Source organism: Bartonella clarridgeiae ATCC 51734, assembly GCF_000518185.1.
Taxonomy (GTDB): domain Bacteria; phylum Pseudomonadota; class Alphaproteobacteria; order Rhizobiales; family Rhizobiaceae; genus Bartonella; species Bartonella clarridgeiae.
In genome coordinates this window covers 43225-60624 of sequence record NZ_JADC01000016.1, presented here as the reverse complement: position 1 = coordinate 60624, position 17400 = coordinate 43225, and the positions used below count along the sequence as shown (strand labels likewise).

The 17400-nt window shown below is 33.8% G+C and carries 12 protein-coding genes and 1 tRNA gene; 4 read left to right on the top strand and 9 right to left on the bottom strand.

From position 1 onward, the window contains the following. Window positions 1-542: autotransporter outer membrane beta-barrel domain-containing protein (locus T420_RS0104975; RefSeq protein ID WP_026501199.1), on the top strand; the 542-nt coding region annotated here is incomplete at its 5' end. A 491-nt stretch (window positions 543-1033) separates the two neighbouring features. Here T420_RS0104975 and T420_RS07535 read toward each other — a convergent pair. Both T420_RS07535 and T420_RS07530 read right to left on the bottom strand, forming a co-directional pair. After that, on the bottom strand, window positions 1034-1210 hold the full coding sequence (locus T420_RS07535; RefSeq protein ID WP_013544912.1) for a P-loop NTPase family protein: 177 nt from the start codon (window positions 1208-1210) through the stop codon (window positions 1034-1036). A 222-nt stretch (window positions 1211-1432) separates the two neighbouring features. After that, the gene (locus T420_RS07530; RefSeq protein WP_013544913.1) at window positions 1433-1636 is read right to left on the bottom strand and encodes an ATP-binding cassette domain-containing protein; all 204 of its coding nucleotides are present in this window, start codon (window positions 1634-1636) and stop codon (window positions 1433-1435) included. A gap of 252 nt (window positions 1637-1888) precedes the next feature. Here T420_RS07530 and ndk point away from each other — a divergent pair, with 252 nt between their 5' ends. Further along, window positions 1889-2311: a nucleoside-diphosphate kinase gene (gene ndk / locus T420_RS0104960; protein WP_013544914.1), complete on the top strand. Its 423-nt coding sequence runs from the start codon at window positions 1889-1891 to the stop codon at window positions 2309-2311. Between the two features lie 245 nt (window positions 2312-2556). Here ndk and pgsA read toward each other — a convergent pair whose 3' ends face one another. From pgsA to T420_RS0104940, 4 genes are all read right to left on the bottom strand, one after another. Then, complete coding sequence (gene pgsA / locus T420_RS0104955; RefSeq protein WP_013544915.1) at window positions 2557-3138, bottom strand: CDP-diacylglycerol--glycerol-3-phosphate 3-phosphatidyltransferase; 582 nt, start codon at window positions 3136-3138, stop codon at window positions 2557-2559. Window positions 3139-3209: 71 nt separating this feature from the next. After that, complete coding sequence (uvrC, locus tag T420_RS0104950; RefSeq protein ID WP_026501198.1) at window positions 3210-5189, bottom strand: excinuclease ABC subunit UvrC; 1980 nt, start codon at window positions 5187-5189, stop codon at window positions 3210-3212. A gap of 134 nt (window positions 5190-5323) precedes the next feature. After that, window positions 5324-6169 carry a 23S rRNA (adenine(2030)-N(6))-methyltransferase RlmJ gene (locus T420_RS0104945; RefSeq protein WP_013544917.1) on the bottom strand — a complete coding sequence of 282 codons (846 nt, stop codon included), beginning with the start codon at window positions 6167-6169 and terminating at the stop codon, window positions 5324-5326. Between the two features lie 430 nt (window positions 6170-6599). Beyond that, window positions 6600-6675, bottom strand: a tRNA-Lys gene (locus T420_RS0104940). A 485-nt stretch (window positions 6676-7160) separates the two neighbouring features. Here T420_RS0104940 and T420_RS0104935 point away from each other — a divergent pair. Further along, window positions 7161-8726: a TerC family protein gene (locus T420_RS0104935; protein ID WP_013544918.1), complete on the top strand. Its 1566-nt coding sequence runs from the start codon at window positions 7161-7163 to the stop codon at window positions 8724-8726. 234 nt (window positions 8727-8960) lie between these two features. Here the strand turns inward: T420_RS0104935 and T420_RS0104930 are convergent, their stop codons facing one another. From T420_RS0104930 to secD, 3 genes are all read right to left on the bottom strand, one after another. Next, window positions 8961-9896 carry a lysylphosphatidylglycerol synthase transmembrane domain-containing protein gene (locus tag T420_RS0104930; RefSeq protein ID WP_026501196.1) on the bottom strand — a complete coding sequence of 312 codons (936 nt, stop codon included), beginning with the start codon at window positions 9894-9896 and terminating at the stop codon, window positions 8961-8963. A gap of 26 nt (window positions 9897-9922) precedes the next feature. Next, window positions 9923-11677 carry a cation:proton antiporter domain-containing protein gene (locus tag T420_RS0104925; protein WP_013544920.1) on the bottom strand — a complete coding sequence of 585 codons (1755 nt, stop codon included), beginning with the start codon at window positions 11675-11677 and terminating at the stop codon, window positions 9923-9925. Between the two features lie 124 nt (window positions 11678-11801). Continuing rightward, window positions 11802-14306 (bottom strand): protein translocase subunit SecD, encoded by a 2505-nt coding sequence (secD, locus tag T420_RS0104920; RefSeq protein ID WP_026501195.1) that lies wholly within the window; start codon window positions 14304-14306, stop codon window positions 11802-11804. Between the two features lie 620 nt (window positions 14307-14926). Between secD and T420_RS0104915 the strand changes: the two genes are divergently transcribed. Further along, window positions 14927-17284: a mechanosensitive ion channel family protein gene (locus T420_RS0104915; protein WP_026501194.1), complete on the top strand. Its 2358-nt coding sequence runs from the start codon at window positions 14927-14929 to the stop codon at window positions 17282-17284. Window positions 17285-17400 lie beyond the last annotated feature (116 nt).

Here is a 17400-nt window from a genome sequence, read left to right as displayed (position 1 = left end):
ATAGTGTTTTGAAATATAATTATTATAAAAATAATTTGAAGACTATTTCAACGAATGGTTTGGATATTCAAGGCGATTATAATCAATGGGCAATAGGTACATCATTTGAAGCAGGTTATCATTTTGAGGCAGCACAAGATACCTGGATACAGCCTTATACTCAATTAACAGGAATATGTGTTGAAGGTAGGGAAATACAGCTTTCCAATAAGATGACAGGTGATATGAAGAGATCTACTACAGTGCGCAGTGCAGTTGGATTATCTGTAGGACATAAATTTAATTTAAATAGCGATACTCACCATTTAATGACTTATATGACAGCTGCTTGGTTGCGTGGATATGGAGATAATAATCGTACGACAATTAATAAGCAGCATAAATTTACTACTGATTTATCTGGGGATACAGGTAAGTTAGGAATTGGTTTGAATAGTTTTTTTGGTGAGAATTTATCGCTTTATGCTGAGACTTATTATCTCAAAGGACAGAAAGTGAAACAGTCGCTTCAAGGTATTGTAGGATTACGCTATAATTTCTAACCTAGGTATGTTTATTCTGTTGTAAACTTCTATGAAGTTTTTAAGGGTCTTTTTATAAATGGCCATTATTCCACTAATAAAGAAAGCTAATGGCATGATGGCTGTGTTTTTACATTATTTTTGTTTCATACTGATTAGATAAGGCAAACTAGAGTGTTTCGCTTCTTCTAGTTTTTTAACTGCTTTAGCGTTTTCTTTTGCTTTTTCGGATAACTGATTATGGAAAGAAGTAAGGATTAATTCTTTAATCAAATTGTTCAATTTGTTTTTGGAGAGAGTTTATCAATGATTCATCAGCGATTTGTTTGCGTAATGATGCAAGAATAGAGCGTTTTTGTGCATTGATCTTTCTTTGATTATTTTTAGAAAAAGAGCGTTCTTTTTTAGGAGAAGTATTTGTTTATTTTTTCGGAAAGGCTAAGAACTTCTATACAATAACTATTGATATCACCTTCGTAAGGCATAACGATTCCATTTTTCACAAGCCAAAACTAGTCTATTGTTGCAATAAGGTGGCGACCATGAGAAATTAGTATAATTGCTCTATTAAAATTATTGAGTGCACGGATTAATTCTTCACAATTATCAATATCAAGATAATTTGTTGGCTCACCGAGCAGTAAAAGGTTAGGTTCAGTAAAAAGTACAGCTGCCAGTGCAATGCGCATGGGCCATCCACCAGAAAAAGAAGATATAGGTTATTGTTATTATGTATGAGGATCAAATCCTAGAACAGAAAGAATTTTACTAGTGTGTGCTTTTGCAGAATGGGCATTAATATCACTTAACGTGTATGAAGTTAGCATGGAGAAGATTAGTAAGTTCTTTGTCTGCATTTAAAAAAACCATTTGGAGCAAAGGCTGTTCGGTTGATGGTGCTTCCTAGGAAACTAAACCAATTCGTGCTTTTGTGATATGAGAACATCACCATTTTCAGACGAAATATCGCCTGTAATGACACGAAAAAAAGTTGATTTACCGGTCCCATTATTCCCAATAAATCCAGTTTTTGAGCCAGCAGGAAGTGCAACATTAGCACGATCGATTAAAAAGCGTCCTGCCATCCGTATTGTAATATCATTCAACACTAACATAATGAAAAGTTTCCTTTATATGATTTCTCAACGAGCACAATTTTATTCAATTTTTCAAGGAAAAATGATGATGTGATTGTTAAGATAAAAGATAAATTACCGCTAATGTTTTTTATTTTATGAAGCGATCTTAAAAAGAATTATACAATTGAAAATTAATACAGATTTCCTTACCGTTATTTGGTAGAAAGTTTTTTTACTTGTTATAAAGAAGTGAAGATAGTTTTAAATGAAAGAAAGGTAGCTGATCAAATGGCTGTAGAACGCACTTTATCGATGATTAAACCGGATGCAACACGTCGTAATTTAACAGGAGCAATTACAAAAATGCTTGAAGATGGTGGATTACGTGTTATCGCATCTAAGCGCGTGTGGATGAGTCAACAGCAAGCAGAGGGATTTTATGCGATCCATAAAGGGCGTCCATTTTTTGAAGAGTTGGTAACATTTATGTCTTCTGGTCCGACTGTTGTGCAAGTTTTAGAAGGGGACAATGCAATTGTTAAAAATCGTGGAATTATGGGTGCTACAAATCCTATTGATGCACAGGAAGGAACCATTCGTAAAGTACATGCTTTATCGATTAGCGAAAATTCTGTTCATGGTTCAGATAGTGCTGAGTCTGCAAAAACGGAGATAGCTTATTGGTTTTCCGACATTGAAATTGTTGGTTAATGAAAGAAAATGTAGAAAATGAAAAGTCTCGAAACATGTTACGGGACTTTTTTAACGAGATTGTTCGCTTAAAAAACATATTAATATTACTATATCTAAAAAGGTATTTTTCTAGTTATTGGATTTTAATTATATATTTGCATAATTTCCTAAATGTTCTATGGTGTCATGTTTAAGCAATGTAATATCTTATGATTTCGTGTGATGAGCATTTATTAGCATATTATAATTTGGCCGTTTATTTTTTATGTGATAACATGTTTCAAACCAGCACGGAAATAATCCCATCCTGTCCATAATGTAAGAAGAGCTGCAATCCACAGCATGGTAATGCCAAATTCCGTTGTGTAAGGAACTATTTTATTACCAGCAGGTCCTGCTAAGAGTAATATAATAGCTATCATTTGTACAAAAGTTTTCCATTTTGCAAAACGAGAAACGGGCACACTAACTTTTAATTCAGCTAAATATTCACGTAATCCAGAGACAAGAATTTCTCGGCAGAGAATAATAATTGCTGCCCAAAGTGTCCACCCGGCGATAGTACTTTCTGCAGCAAGTAAGAGCAGGCAGGCAGAGACAAGAAGTTTATCTGCAATTGGATCCAACATGCGGCCAATATTAGATGTTTGTTGCCAAATACGGGCAAGGTAGCCATCCAAAAAATCGGTAATGGATGCAATAATAAAAATAGAAACAGCAATCCAACGAGCAATATCACTTGATTGTAGACGTCCTTCTAAGAAAAAACACGCTACAACCAAGGGGACAGCAATGATTCGTGCATAAGTCAGAATATTAGGGAAAGAAAAAGTATGATTTTTCATAGAATTATTTTCAGTTTTTAGAATACAATATATTTTATGAACGTAACAAGGCAAAGCTTATGAGACAAGCCTTATTTTTCATTAAAATAGTTATGAATTTTTTGCGCAATTGCGTTAGAAATACCTTGAACTTTTTTTAAATCTTCAACGGATGCTCTGGAAACTGCTTTAGAACTTCCAAAATAGTTAAGCAAAGCACGCTTTCTTATAGGGCCTATTTTTTCGATTTCATCAAGTGGATTCTTGAATGTTTCTTTTTTTCTTTTTGCTTTGTGAGTTCCAACTGCGAAACGGTGTGCTTCATCGCGTAGACGTTGCAGAAAATAAAGAATAGGATCATGTGGGGAGAGCGTAAAAGGTTGTTTCCCTTTTATAAAAAATCGTTCTAGACCGGCTTTCCGATCAACGCCTTTAGCTATACCGATTACTGTGACGAAATCATCTAAGCCTAATTCAGATAACACTGTACTAGTAATATTTATTTGTCCTTGTCCTCCATCAATTAATATAAGATCAGGCCAAAGGGGACAAGAAGATTCATATCCAATATTTTTATTCTTATTAGGTAAACCATATGTTTTGATAAGACATAAAAATCTTCTTTCAATTACTTCTTTCATCATACCAAGATCATCACCGGGTTTGATATTGGTCGAGCGAATATTAAATTTACGATATTGATTTTTAACAAAACCTGTTTGGTCAAAGACAATCATTACACCCACTGCATTAGTTCCTGTAATATGTGAGTTGTCATAGACTTCTATACGGCGTGGGGTATGGGATAGTTGAAATGTTTCAACAATACTCTGAAGGAGTTTTTTATGTGTTGATGTTTCAAAAAGTTTGCGTTTGAGGGCTTCATAAGCATTAGTGTAAGCATGATTGACAAGGGCTTTGCGTTCCCCTTTTTTTGGTAAAGATAGAGATATTTTGTGATTTGCTTTCAGGCTTAATGCTTCTGTAAGAAGTGCTTTTTCTTCAATTGTATCAGATAAAAGGATAAGCTTTGGAATTGGTTTATTATCATAAAATTGTGTAAGAAAACTTGCTAAAATTTCGGCGCTGGAAAAAGATGGATCTGCTTTTGGAAAATAGGATTGATTTCCCCAATTTTGGCCCATACGGAAAAAGAATACTTGAATACAAGTCATTCCTTCCTGTTGTGCGATTGCAAAAACATCTGCTTCTTTTACGATCTGAGGATTAATACTTTGATGGCTTTGTATGTGAGAAAGAGCTGATAAGCGGTCGCGATAGGCTATAGCTTGTTCAAAATCAAGATTTTCTGCAGCTTTATGCATAGCTTGAATCATATCATTTTTTACTGATTGACTTTTCCCTGAAAGAAAAGCTTTCGCTTTTTTGACGAGTTGTAAATAATCACTGTCGCTAATTTCATATGTACAAGGAGCTGAACAGCGTTTAATTTGGTAAAGCAAACAAGGTCGTGTACAGTTTTCAAGAACTGAATCAGTACAGGTTCGTAATAGAAAGGCGCGTTGTAAAACATTTATTGTTTGTGTAACCGCTTCCGAAGAAGCAAAAGGACCAAAATAATGAGCTTTTCGTGTTCGGGCACCACGGTGTTTGTAAAGCGCAGGTGCTCGGTGATCATCTGTGATAATGATATAAGGAAAAGTTTTGTCATCACGCAGTAACACATTAAAACGTGGGTGTAATCTTTTAATTAAATTAGCCTCTAAAAGGAGTGCCTCTGTTTCTGTATCGGTAACGACAAATTCCATATGATTCGTTTCACGAATCATATGTGTAATACGGTTATTATGCCCTTGTTCACGCGTATAATTTGAAACACGTTTTTTTAGGTTTTGTGCTTTGCCGACATAAAGGATATCGCCATTTTCATTTAGCATCCGATAAACTCCTGGTTTATGAGGAAGATTTTTGACAAATTCTTGGATGAGCGCGACACCTTTAAATTGGTTATTATTGTTTTTTTGATGAGCATTATGCCATGTAATGTTAGATAAAAAAGGCAATTTTTCTCCATTATTTGTGCAGAGGAGTATATTGTTTTCTAAGCTCATTAATTTACCTAAAACTATTTTATATTTGAAATATGAAATATGAAATGATTGTTTCTAATCAAGCGTTGAAATTGATAATTTTTAGCGTGAGTTTTTATTAAAAATAAAAATATAGTAAATATCATAGATTATTTCTATGAAAGGTATTTTTGTATGATATGTGCATGCTTATCTCGTCCAAGGTGATTGATAAGGAAAGGACCGATTTTTTTCATTTCGTCTTCAAGAAGATAAGGAGGATTAATAAGGATCATGCCACTACCATCCATTGTAGGTGGGAATGCGCTTTTTCGAATGCGCATCTCGAGTTGTAAAATTTTTGGAATTCCTGTTTTGTGAAGTGCATGAAGAAAAATTTCAATATCTTTATCATATTTAACAGGATACCATAAAGCATATACTCCTCCAGGGAAACGCCGATATGCTTTCACTATTCTTTCAATAAAACGGGAAAATTCCCCTGGTTGTTCAAAAGAAGGATCAACAAAAATAAGCCCACGTTTTTCTTTTGGTGGAAGGTGAGAATTTAAAGATAACCAACCGTTTAGATGCAGAATTTTTGTTTGATAATCACCAGCAAAGTGATTGGCTAAGATTTGGTAATCTTCATGGTGCAATTCAATTGCAGTTAGTCGATCTTTTTTACGCAAAAGTTGGCGAACAAGAATAGGTGATCCAGGATAGAATGCAACTTCTTTACTTCCTTTATTGATTGCAAAAATAACATCATACCATGGAGCAAGAAGCTCTTTTAAGTCTTCAGGGATAGGAATTGAGAGAAGTCGTCCGATGCCTTCACGCCATTCTCCTGTTTTATGTGCTTCTACAGAAGAAAGGTTGTAGAGTCCGATACCCGCATGCGTATCTATAACGCGAAAAGCTTTTTCTTTGCGTTTGAGATATTCTATGATGCGTGTGACAATAATGTGTTTAAAGACATCAGCAAAACTGCCAGCATGATAAATATGCCGATAATTCATGAGTAAACTTTATCATATATATAATTGTTTACCAAATTTCTTTTTAAAGTAAATAATGACTTTTATGCCAGCAAAAGATCCAAAATCCAGAAAAGTTTAAATTCTTGAAAGCTATGAAGATTATTAGAGTTTTAACAGTATTTAGGATTTTATTGTGAATTTTTTTATGATCTTTAATATAAGAAAAGAATAAAATTTTTAAAACGGTAGAGATTTTGAAAACTATTGATATTTTCGAGTAGCTTAAATACACTATATTACGTTTCTGATATCAAGATATTTTACAGAGACAAACTGATAAAAATACTTTCTAGATTTAAGAGCTCACTGAATTTAAAGTGAATTAATTGTGAGCAGAAAAAATATTTGAATCTAATGACAGTTATTTTTGTAATTTTATTTATTTTTTTCGATAACAAATTGATTTCATTGGTGGGTGATGAGGGAATTGAACCCACGACCCGCTGATTAAGAGTCAGCTGCTCTACCAACTGAGCTAATCACCCACAGTTTTTCAAGAGATAAAGATAAACAATCTTCTATAACGTTCCAAAAAGAGAATGTCTAGATAGGTTCGTTGTTTTATATTTGTATGAAATGAATGGTGTTTATAGTTACGCCTATAAGTTAAAAAATATGTTTCTCCTCTTGATATTATATAAAAATAAACCTATTAATTAAGAAATTCTATAAATAGATGTTCTACTCAATGTAGAATTATAATCGGAGGATCGTCGAGCGTAATGCCCGGACAAGATTCAGGAGAGCCTTCTTATAATATTAATAAGTGGTCGAGGTTGTTGTTTTTTATGTGTTTCATCAACAACCATACGCGTTTAAGCACTGATTTGAAGGTAGCTGCTTTTGTAGATAATTTATTTGTATTCAATATTATTGATTACTTATGCGGATGAAAGTTTATGATTTTTTTCATCAGCAACATGCGTTTAAGCTTTTTAATTTTTAAGATATTTTTTAAGGGTGAGCTATAATGGAATGGATCACTGATCCCCATGCGTGGTTTGGCTTGGTTACATTAATTTTCCTCGAAATTGTTTTAGGCATAGATAATCTTGTCTTTATTGCAATCTTAGCGGAAAAATTGCCATTACATTTACGGGATCGTGCGTGTTTTATAGGTCTAACTTTAGCATTATTGATTCGGCTTTGTCTTCTTACGGTTATTGGTTGGGTAATGAGTCTTGATAAGGTAATTCTTTCTATCTCATCCTTTGTATTTAGTTGGCACAACCTAATCTTGATTAGTGGTGGAGCTTTTTTATTAGCAAAAGGAACAATGGAGTTACACGAAAGACTAGAAGGTACGACGCATACACAAAAAAAAGGAGTTATTTATGCTGTTTTTTGGCAAGTGATTATTCAAATTGTTGTGCTTGATGCAGTGTTTTCTCTTGATAGTATTATCACTGCAACAGGCATGATTGCTAAAGAACAAGCAATGGTTATGTATATAGCGGTTATTATTGCTATGGGTGTGATGATGTGGGGATCAGGAATCCTTATGCGTTTTATTAATCGCCATCCTACTATTGTGATTCTGTGTCTTGGTTTCTTGATGATGGTTGGTTTTACTCTCATTGTTGAGGGATTTGGCTTTCATATTCCGAAGGGTTATTTATATGCCGCTATTGGTTTTTCAGTTGTCATTGAAGCTTTTAATCAAATTGGACGTCGTAATCGTGAAAAGATGATTACAACAAATGATCTGCGTGAACGGACAGCCGATGCCGTTTTGAGGCTTTTAGGAGGTGGGAAAAAAGGTGGTAATCTTAGTGAAACTGTAGATGTTATTGTTGAACAAGCTGCTACTTCAGAAATTTTTCGACCAGAAGAAAAAGAAATGATTCGCGGTGTTCTTGATTTAGCAGATCGCCCTGTACGTTCTATTATGTCACCACGTAATGAGATTGAATGGTTAGATTTGAGTGGTGATGAAAATGAAATGCGTGAAGAATTGCAACGAGTTAAACATAGTCGTTTAATTCTTGCACGTGAAAAAGTAGATGAGTTTGTTGGTGTTGCTTTAACTAAAGACCTTCTTTTAAATTTAGCTGAAGGGAAAAAGATTAATTGGCAAAAAGCTATGCGTGAGCCACTTGTTGTTCATGAGAATACAGGTGTTTTACGATTAATGGAGAAATTACGGCATTCTCCAATTCAACTTGCAATTATTGTTGATGAGCATGGATCTTTGAAAGGTATTGCGACACCAACTGATATTTTTGAAGCAATTGCAGGTGATTTTCCTGATGATGATGAAGAATCTATTGTGGCAGAAAAACTCGAAGACGGAAATCTACTTGTTGAAGGATATGCTGATGTCCGCCGTTTGAGTGGTTATCTTGATCGTAATCTTGTTGATGAAGCAGATCGTTATACTACGCTTGCAGGATTTATACTTTGGCGTTTGGGTCATTTACCAAATGAAGGTGAAAGCTTTGAAGCGGAAGGTTTATGTTTTAAAGTCATTGAAATGGATCGTCGAAATATTTCTAAAGTGCTTATCTCTCGAATTGTTTTGCAGGAGAAGTACTAATTGTTAAAGTAAAAAACCAATAATCAAACTTATCTGTAATCAATAATTGAGATGATAGAAAAATTGTTTGCATTGGTTGTGTGAGCATTATCATTTTAGCAGATTTGCTAATCGGATTTTAGTTGTATGAAAAGATATTGAGTTTTTAACAAATCCTCTTGCATAAATTTTTTGGCTAAGTTTAGGTATTAATCTGTATAAAAGTGAAATTACTTTTTATTCAGGCGGAGTTTTCTATGTTCGGTTAAGATATTGTTGGGTTTCAAAAATTGCTATAAAGAATAATGAAATGATAAACGGTATGATTAGATAGAGCATTCTAAATACAATAAGTGCCGCAATAACATCGGCAGGATCTGTATTAGGCATACCTGTTATAAATAAAGCTTCAAGGACTCCTACACCTCCTGCAGGGGCATTGGAGAGAAGAGTTATAGAAAAAGATACAAGGAAAACACCGAGTACAGAGATAAAATTAACGTCAGTATCGTGTGGTAGTACAGCATATATAATTCCTACTGCTCCTAAGATCTCTAGTGGGCTAATAATAAGTTGTCGAATGACAATTTTAAGCTGTGGATAAGAAAGCTGAATTTTTTTGCTTATACGTAATGGTTTTAATTGCAACCAACTGCCTAAAATATAAAGAGCTATACAGGTAAGTAAAATCATACCAATTATTGTGCCTAGCCATTTGGGAAGATCATTATGAATGAGGGTTATGATTTCTGGTTGTAAGATTAAGACAATGCCAGAAAGTAAGATTGTGCCAATTACAAAAGTAAGTGAGCAAAAACCTACTAATATAGCAATTTCCGTTCCACTTAGCCCTTTTATTGTATAAGCGCGATAGCGTACGACAGCACCGGAAAAAACCGATGCTCCGATATTATGTGAAAGTGCATAGGTGGTGAATGAGCACATGGCTATAAATATCCAAGAAATTTTACGACCGAGATGTTGCAAAGCAATGCGATCGTAACCAGCAAGAGCTGAATAAGCGATGAATGAGGAAAAACAAGCTAAAAGCCAATGATGTGTGCTTAAATTAGAAAGACGTTCTAGTACATCACTGAAGGAAATAGCAGATAACTTTATATAAAGAATGCGAACCGATATTAACATCGCTGAGACGCCAATAAATGGCCATATAAACTTCTTTAGTTTCACACTTCTGTATCCGTTTTTGTTTTTATTTACATTTTTTGTAAAGTTAATTCATTATCAGACGTATTAATTATAGATCGCTGTCCGATTATATATTCAATAAAACCATTAGCGATTTCTTTGTCATTCGTTACTACAATATCCGCTCCTAAATCGATTAAGTAAGATGTTTCTGACTCAGATAATGCATGAGCAATTATTTGAAGGTTTTTGTTCAGATGGCGTATATTTACTATACATTGTCCTGCTTCAATAGTGCTTCGCATTGTAATAACAACTTTACATGCTCCTCTAATATTTGCTGCATCAATAATTTCCTTTTTAATGATATTACCACAAATTGTTTCGATGCCATCTGCTACTGCTTTATCAGCAAGACGCTTTGATTCTTCAACTACTATAATAGGCTGACCCCTCTTCATTAAAGATAGTGTTATATATTTTCCGACACAGCTATAACCAATAATCACGATATGATCAGTTTTTGAAGTAATTGGTAAAGCTTCTTCGTCAGAATCTCCAGGATCGATATTAATGATTTTTTGCTTATCTTGCGAGTTAGCAGAAGAATTTTCTAGATATTTTTTAATTTTATCAGTGGCAACAAAAACAAGAGGATTGAGCAAAATAGAAAGAATTGCACCTCCAAGGATTAAGTCGCGAGCGTCATTGTTTAAAAGTCCAAGGTTTGAACCTAGTCCTGCAAGGATAAAAGAAAATTCTCCGATTTGTGCCAGACTAGCTGAAATAGTCAAAGCTACTCCATTAGAATAGCGGAAAGCTCTAACAATGAAAAAAGCAACAGCAGATTTTCCTATGATAATAATCGATAAGGTTGCGAGAAGAGAAAAAAAGTTAGTTAGAATTTTCATAGGGTCGAATAACATGCCTACAGAAACAAAAAAAAGAACCGAGAATGCATCTCGTAGTGGTAAGGATTCTTCCGTTGCACGGTGACTTAGTTCTGACTCACTCATCATCATGCCTGCAAAAAAAGCACCAAGAGAAAGCGAAACACCGAATAAATGAGCTGCTCCAAAAGCTACTCCTAATGCAATAGCAAAAACACTAAGACGAAATAATTCACGCGATCCAGATTGTGCACTCACTTTTAGTAACCACGGTATAAAACGCCGTCCAATAACTAACATGAGAGCAACAAATATAATGACTTTTAAAATCGTTAAGCCAACAATCCCCCAAACATTTAAATTTAACCATTGAATAAGAGGGTCGATTGGTTCCTTTTTTGTATTACCAAGGATGTTTGCTAGTGCAGGTATGAGAACTAATATTAGAACCATAGCTAAATCTTCAATGATTAACCAACCAATGGCAATACGTCCTTTTTCTGTTTCAATCAGGCATCGTTCTTGTAGAGCGCGCAGCAAAATCACAGTACTTGCTGTCGATAGTGCTAAACCAAATACCAAACCATCACTAAATCCCCATCCCATGCTCCAACCGAGGCATAAACCAAGAAAAGTAGCAAATACCATCTGTGTAATGGCTGCAGGGATAGCAATGGCTTTAACAGATAAAAGGTCTTTTAATGAAAAATGCAATCCAACACCAAACATCAACAAAATAACACCAATTTCAGCAAGTTGGTTGATCAAAACAGAATCTACTTTAAAACTTCCTATATTGGGTCCCACAATGACACCAGCTAATAGATATCCTACTAATGGAGAGATACGCAAACGGTTAGCAATCATTCCAAAAATAAATGCTAAACATAAACCTGCAACAATAGTTGTAATTAGTGGCGTATCATGAGGCATAATTATAGTATAGTGCTTTCTTTAGAAATATTTGTCACAATGATTATAGTTTTTTATTAAAGAGAAGAAAAGAATAACATATTATATAAATTAACGCGCTATTTTAATTGGTATTTGTATGATTTTAATTTTTTTTTCCTTTATTCTTCTTATACCACCAATTATTTAATAGTAATAAAATGGGAGCTGCAATAAAAATGGAAGAGGACGTTGCAATAATAATACCAAAGACTATAGGCCATGCAAAATTATTGACAGCACTTCCTCCCCATAGAGCCATAGGTAACATAGCTAATATTGTCGTGGCTGATGTAAAAATACAGCGTATAAAAACCTGGTTAATTGAAAGATCAATTATTTCACGCAGTGGTGTTTTTTTATAAAGACGCATATTTTCACGCATTCGATCATAAACAACGACCTTATCATTGATCGAATAGCCAACAATTGTTAAAAGAGCAGCGATGGCTGTTAAATTGAAATCAAATTGAAATAAAGCAAAAAAACCAACCATTTTTGTAGTATCAAGGATCAGTGTAATAATTGCTCCAATCGCAAAAAACCATTCAAAGCGCCACCAGATATAGAGAGACATAGCGATTGTTGCTAGAATGACAGCAGTAAAACCAGCTGTAGCAAGCTCGCTTGAAATTTTGGGACCAACAACTTCTGTTTGATCGAATGTTGTATCTGGATAAATGCTTTGCACAGTTTTTTTGACTTTATCAATAGCGATAGTGTGTTGCATTTCTCCACCACTTTGTTGTTGTATGCGAATAAGTACTGTATTTTCGTTGTCAATATTTTGCAGCGTAACTTCACCAATATTAAGAGCAGAAAGATTCGAACGCAAAGTTGCCAAATTTGCGGGTGTTTTTGTCCTAATGCTTATTTGGCTGCCACCAACAAAATCAATTCCAAAGTTTAAACCAGGTTTAAAAAACAAAAAAATTGAAAACAGCGATAAAAGGATTGAAATACCAATACCAATGAAACGAGCATTCATGAAACGAAAGGTGGTATTTTTAGGAATAAAATTGAAAAAAGACTGTAGCTTCAGTTTTTTTATTTTCCATTTATTCACTACCCAAATCATCATAATTCGTACTATGGTGATTTCAGTAAACATAGATATAATAATGCCAAGCAACATCGTTACAGCAAAACCGCGAACTGGACCAGTACCAAACCAAAACAGTAAAACAGTTGCAATAACAGCTGTCACATTGGCATCAAGGATAGTTGAAAAAGCTTGTTTAAATCCACGATCTAAAGCAGCAAAGGCACTTATATTTTTTTGACTCTCTTCGCGAATACGTTCATTAATCAAAATATTGGCATCAACAGCGATACCAATACCTAAAATAATACCGGCAATACCAGGTAATGTGAGCGTTGCACCAAGAAGGCTTAGTGCAGAAAATATCAAAATAGTATGCAATGCTATCGCTATATCAGCAATAATACCCCAGATACCGTATAAAAGAAAAATAAAGACTGTAACAAGAATAAAGCCTATAATGCTTGTATATAGGCCCATTTTAATAGAATCAGCACCAAGATTTGGACCTACGGTTCTTTCTTCAATAACTGTTAATGGCGTAGGCAGAGCACCAGCGCGTAGCAGAGCAGCAAGAGTTGATGCTTCTTTAGGATCAAAATTTCCTGTAATTTGTCCTTGCCCATTGGGGATGACGCTATTAATGACGGGAGCAGTTAAGACTTTATTATCAAGAACAATTGCAAAAGGGCGGTTAATGTGTTGGCGTGTTATTTCTGCAAATATCTTTGAGCCGATAGAATTCATAGTGAATGATATGATAGAGCGCCCTGGTATTTGCGGATCAAATCCTGCACGCGCATCTTTAAGAACATTTCCATCCAAGGCAATTTGGTCATAAATTGCATAATGTTGGTTTGCATCAGTATAACCAGGAAGAATTGAAACACCTATAGGTGGATTATTTATATCGACATTATGAGGTACAAGATGAAAAGTCATTTTAGCAGTAGTTCCTAGAAGATCACGTAATTGCTTTGGGTCTTGTAGGCCAGGCAATTGCACCATAATACGATTGGTTCCAACCTTTTGGATAGCAGGTTCAGTAACACCCACTTGGTCAATACGACGGCGAATAATTTCTAAGCTTTGTTCGACAGCTTTACTGACACGATCATTAATACCAGCGTCAGTTAGTGTCACACGGATAGTTTCATTTTGATTACTGACCGCAATGTCGCTAGCTGTGGTACCAAAACTATTGTTTATAGGTATGATTAACGTTTCTAAAGTAGTGACAGCTTTTTTATTTTGTTTGGTATCAGAAACAACAACGGCAATGCTATCGTCGATAATACGAATACTGGATGTGTGAATTTTTGCTTCACGCAATTTTGTACGTACATTGTTTAAAACCGTACGTAAGTGATCTCGTTTTAATGTTTTGGTATCTATTTCGAGCAAAAGGGAAGATCCTCCTTGAAGATCTAGCCCAAGTGTTACATGAGTGTTAGGGAGGAGTTTCGAATTTTTGATTTGTTCTTGCGAAAATAAGTTAGGCAAGGCAACGTAAATGCTGCTTAAAAGAATGAAACAATAAAGAGTAGCCAACCAGCGAGGTATACGCATAATATATTCCAATTAATAGACACGTTAAAATAATCGAAGTTAAACTTGAAAGAAAAAGGTAAAATAGAATTGTTGTTTTATAGATCAAATAAGGGAAGGGGCATGTTGATTTAAAAAGTTGCATTTGAAAGCTATGAAATTGTGTAGGAGAAATTATGGCAGGAATTGAAAATACATTCAATACTAATATATTTTCAAAAATTACAACTGTTAAGTTATAGTGTCCATAGAGTATTACAATTTTTTTGTTTATAGGTTTGTTTAATGGAATTGATTCTATCTGTTTTTTAGAAAAGCATTCTATTTAAAATTGTATGGTCAATTTGCTGTTGTTTAATTAATAGGCATGGAGTCCTAAATCATAAGTTATTCAAATATTAGAATTGAATAGAAAAAAAAGATTATAAAGGGAAAAAATTTTCTTTTTTCAATGTAAATGCAAAAAAACATATTGAAATGCTTTTCTTCTATTGTTGATTTTGACTTATTCTTATTTATCAACATTATTCGATGATTGGATGAGGGAAGGTTTTTATAGGCTTTTTTTATAAAAATTTGGAATGTTTGTCGTATATCATATTTTAGGAAGTACTTAATAAATGTTTATTCTTAGGATGAATATGTATTCGCTTTTAATAAAGAGAGATTTCCTTTTTTTCTTAATTTTTTTGATTAATATTTTCTCTAGTGCTTTTGCATGGGGAGATTTAGCAACACCAAATGTGATAGTTGGACAATCAATAGCTTCACAATCGGTTGATAAAATTATTCACCAGCAAGAAACGATTATTGAGTCTCTTGTGCAAGATATTAAAATTTTACAAACAAGCTTAAAAAGTAAACCAGAAGATGAACGTTTTTTGATAAAATGGCGATTACAGGCACGAGATATCAGTAAGAGAGCTTTAGAATGGACATCTGTTTTGCGCACTTCTCTTAATGAGATTATTGATCAGTTGACTGTACTAGGTGATAATCCAAAAAGTTTAGAGAAAGAAAAAAAAGAGCACTTGAATATTATAGAACAAAAAAATAAAATTAATAGTGCAGTTCATAAATTGGAAGAAATATTTTTGGCTGCAAATAAGATAGCAGAATTGACAATTTCTCAGTATCGAGAGCTTTATACAGGTATACTTACACAAAGGTTTAAATTTTCAATATCAATGGTTCAAGATGTTATTGAAAAAACCAAAGAGGCTTTTATTGATTTTATTTTATTATTTGTTTCTTGGTGGAAATTTGTATTTTACTTTAAACCTTTACAATTATTTTTTGCTTTTTTTATTCCGTTTATTGTTACTTTAGGTCTTTCATATTTTTTTATTAAATCTATTGCGTATGTAAAGTATCATGTTCTCAAAGAGAATGGTGAGTTATCTTATTTACAGCGCTTATTGATTGCTTTGATTTCAATTTTAATTCCTTCTTTTATATGTGCTATTTGTGTTTATCTAACGTTATTTTTATTTCGCGGCTTTGGTTTAGATTTAGGAACGCTTACAGAAGTATTTTATACGATAGGGCACCAAATTATCTTGGTCTTTTTATTGAATCGTATAACAGTTGTTCTTTTATCGCCATATAGACCGCATATACGTCTTTTGAATGTTGCACCGTTGACAGCATATCAATTGATAGTTTGTCTGACTCTTTTAGGTGTGGTTTTTGCATTGGATACTATTCTAGATAGTATTTATAGAGTAATATTAGCATCTTTTTCTTTGGCTATTGCGAAAAGCTTTATTTCTATTTTCATTGTAGGAGTATTGTTATTTATTATCTCATTTGTGCCTTTGCAATTTAGGCGTCAAAGTACAAGAGAGGAATCACCATCTTGGCTGTTTTGTATACGTATTCAACTCATTATACTTGGATTATTATTGATCATAATAGATTTATTAGGTTATATTGGCTTGGCCCGTTTTATTATGCAACATATTGTGATCTTTAGTGTATTTTTGGCGTTGATGTATTTGGGTGTGCGAAGTGCTTGTGCTATCGGAATGGAAGGAGAGCTTATTAGAACGAGTGTTGGTCGTGCTTTGGTAAAAGGGTTTCATTTAGAAGAAAAAACAATGAATCGGTTGGGAATTATTAGCAGCATTTTTCTCAATTTAATTGTTATTGCATTTTGCACAGTGCCGATTGTTATGCAGTTTGGTTTTTCATATTCCGATATAAGTACAATATTGTTGCAATTAATGACCAATATTCAAATTGGTAATATATCTATTTCTTTGATTTCTATTGTCACAGGAATAATCGTTTTTTTTGTCTGTTTGTTTTTTAGCCGCTTATTTGTTGGTTGGTTAGATAATACGGTAATGGTGCGTGGAGAGTTTGATTCTGGTGTACGTAATTCTATCAAAACAGTCATAACTTATGGTGGTGTTGCTGTATCCGCTTTAATAGGGTTATCAATAGCAGGTTTAAATGTTAGGAATTTTGCGCTTATTGCTGGTGGGCTTTCGCTTGGTATTGGTTTTGGTTTGCAGAATATCGTCCAGAATTTTGTATCCGGTCTTATTATTTTGATTGGGCGACCGTTTAAATTGGGCGATTATATAGAAACTGGATCAGTGCGTGGTATTGTAAAACGTATCAGTGTACGTGCGACAGAACTTGAAACATTTCAGCGTCAGACAATTATTGTTCCGAATTCAAGCCTTATTAATAATAATGTGAGCAATTGGACGCGTCCTAGTAAAATGGGGCGAATTGATATACCTCTTACTGTTTCAACTAACGTTGATCCAGAGTGTATTGTTGAAATGTTATTGGAAGTTGCTTCAATAATAGAAGGAGTTTTAAAAAACCCTGCACCGCAGGTGAGTTTTACAGCGTTTGATAGTAAGAATTTTTCATTTACTTTAGCTATTTATGTATCCAATATTACTTCTACTTCTAAGGTGACTAATGCACTTCGTTTTGTACTTTATAAACGTTTTGTTGAAAAAGGGATTTTAGAATGCTAAAATATGACTATATTTTTATTGCGATGATCCTATAAAGAACTTTTAATACAAAAATTTTTTCTGTAAAGATAAAAATGCTGATTAAAAAATACAATTTCTTATTATTGTTGTTGAAG

Bases quoted from the DNA above. Each gene is read 5' to 3' on its own strand.
- T420_RS07535 (WP_013544912.1), bottom strand. From the start codon at position 1,210: ATGCGCATTGCACTGGCAGCTGTACTTTTTACTGAACCTAACCTTTTA.
- T420_RS07530 (WP_013544913.1), bottom strand. From the start codon at position 1,636: ATGTTAGTGTTGAATGATATTACAATACGGATGGCAGGACGCTTTTTA.
- ndk (WP_013544914.1), top strand. From the start codon at position 1,889: ATGGCTGTAGAACGCACTTTATCGATGATTAAACCGGATGCAACACGT.
- pgsA (WP_013544915.1), bottom strand. From the start codon at position 3,138: ATGAAAAATCATACTTTTTCTTTCCCTAATATTCTGACTTATGCACGA.
- uvrC (WP_026501198.1), bottom strand. From the start codon at position 5,189: ATGAGCTTAGAAAACAATATACTCCTCTGCACAAATAATGGAGAAAAA.
- T420_RS0104945 (WP_013544917.1), bottom strand. From the start codon at position 6,169: ATGAATTATCGGCATATTTATCATGCTGGCAGTTTTGCTGATGTCTTT.
- T420_RS0104935 (WP_013544918.1), top strand. From the start codon at position 7,161: ATGGAATGGATCACTGATCCCCATGCGTGGTTTGGCTTGGTTACATTA.
- T420_RS0104925 (WP_013544920.1), bottom strand. From the start codon at position 11,677: ATGCCTCATGATACGCCACTAATTACAACTATTGTTGCAGGTTTATGT.
- secD (WP_026501195.1), bottom strand. From the start codon at position 14,306: ATGCGTATACCTCGCTGGTTGGCTACTCTTTATTGTTTCATTCTTTTA.
- T420_RS0104915 (WP_026501194.1), top strand. From the start codon at position 14,927: ATGTATTCGCTTTTAATAAAGAGAGATTTCCTTTTTTTCTTAATTTTT.